Origin of the sequence: Brenneria alni (assembly GCF_003666245.1) — a bacterium.
Taxonomy (GTDB): Bacteria; Pseudomonadota; Gammaproteobacteria; order Enterobacterales; family Enterobacteriaceae; genus Brenneria; species Brenneria alni.
Window position 1 is genome coordinate 1 of record NZ_MJLZ01000109.1, and the last position, 1,051, is coordinate 1,051.

The 1,051-nt window shown below is 40.0% G+C and carries 1 protein-coding gene; it reads right to left on the bottom strand.

Going from position 1 to position 1,051, the window contains the following annotated elements; genetic code table 11:
- A partial coding sequence (locus tag BIY29_RS19870) for a hypothetical protein (protein ID WP_121576720.1) occupies nt 1–1,009 on the bottom strand: 1,009 nt, incomplete at its 3' end.
- Nucleotides 1,010–1,051 lie beyond the last annotated feature (42 nt).

The following is a 1,051-nucleotide window of genomic DNA, read 5'->3' on the forward strand; positions in this document are numbered from 1 at the left end:
ATGAAAATATCGGAGAATAGCATCCCAAGCTATCACCCCCATCTTCGTCTTTTACTGAATAAGTAAGAGGAGATATAGTAGGATCAGACTTATTCACAAAACGAACCATTCTTTGATTATTCATCATTTCAAGCTGATAATCATTCCAGTTGATGGGGATCATTTCAAACTCGGAATTTTTAAAATCATCAACAAAACCGCGATCATTATATATTTCATTCAGGGTATTTCCGGTTGTTATTGCCCATGCCTGCAATGATTCATTAAGATATGATTTTATTGCTGTATTGTTTTTTGTCGCAAAAAGATGCCAGAGTTCAAGATAAGCAACCTGTAGCGCCTGAATCTGTTCCGGTCTGCCGGTAAACGGGGTGGACTTGACCCATTTCCATTCTGGCAATCCTTTAAGATAGGCTTTTTGGGTAAACTGATACAGCTCCATGCCATCGGGGAAATAATTATCAATAAAATAATTATCGGGGATATGTCCTTTCTCAACCGGCTGGGCGGCTATTTTTTTTGCGGTGATTTTTTCACGATTCGCTGAGACGTTTTCCTCATCGGGTTTGGCAAAGGGAATGCCGTCTTGATCGATACCGATATGGATATGGATATGGATATGGATATGGCCTAATACCGCTGTTTCATCGCCCAGAAAAGCCGTTAAATCAACCTTACAGCCCGCATCTGGATGAAACTTTTTGCGCTCCTCATCGCTTATTTTTTCCGTTGAGAACCATCCCAATGCCCCTATTTCAACGGTAATCTCGTTCTCGCCATTTGCCAAAAAAAGCAACGCGTTGGTACTTGATGAACCAAACCCACTTCCAGATACGGCAAAATCACGGTTATCCATACCAAGAACGCCATTGGTCTTTATAGCGCAAAATGCATAATTAATATCAAATACACTGCGAATTTTTAAGGGTTCAATAGCGGCATTTGCTGTAGACAGCATTATCGCACTGAAGAAAACCAAGCCTTTCCATTTATTAACATTGCCTGTCATGACTCATCCTTTATTTATGTGGATAACCATAAATATTATAAC